Here is a 642-nt window from a genome sequence, read left to right as displayed (position 1 = left end):
TGAGCGAGGAGAAGGTCGCCGTCCCGGCCGGCCCCGGGCAGCCGGGCACGATCGACCTGGACACCTCGCTCTACGTCCCCGCCTCGGCGACCGCGGCCTCCCCCGCGCCCGCGGTGCTGGTGGCGCACGGCTTCGGCGGCAGCAAGGCCTCCGTCGACTCCGACGCCCGCGAGCTCGCCGCCCGCGGCTACGTGGTGCAGACCTGGACCGCGCGCGGTTTCGGCGCCTCCGGTGGCTCGATCGGGCTGGACGACCCCGACCGCGAGGTCGCCGACGCGTCGCGGCTGGTGGACCGCCTCGCCGCGCGCGCCGACGTGCAGCGCGACGCCGACGGCGACCCCCGCGTCGGTGTGACCGGCGGGTCCTACGGCGGTGGCCTCGCCCTGCTGCTGGCCGGGTACGACCGGCGGATCGACGCGATCGTGCCGGTGATCACCTGGAACGACCTGGGCCAGGCGCTGTTCCCGAACAACGCCGTCCCGGCCGGTGCGACGCCGCCGGGCACGCCCGCGGCCGGTGCGGGCGCCGGCGACGGGGTGTTCAAGAGCGGCTGGGCCGGGGTGTTCTTCGGCTCCGGTGGCCGGGTGCCCGCGGGCGGGGACTCACCGGCGGGTGCCGCCGCCGGCTCGTCCGGAGGGCTCG

At 78.0% G+C, this 642-nt stretch carries 1 protein-coding gene; it reads left to right on the top strand.

Annotated elements, in window-relative coordinates; translation table 11 throughout:
* Positions 1–642: alpha/beta fold hydrolase (locus GTW08_RS29845; protein WP_161152853.1), on the top strand; the 642-nt coding region annotated here is incomplete at both ends.

It is taken from the genome of Pseudonocardia sp. SID8383, from assembly GCF_009864975.1.
Lineage (GTDB): Bacteria > Actinomycetota > Actinomycetes > Mycobacteriales > Pseudonocardiaceae > Pseudonocardia > Pseudonocardia alni.
Note: the sequence above shows the minus strand (reverse complement) of the source record. Positions and strands in the feature narration are given on the sequence as shown.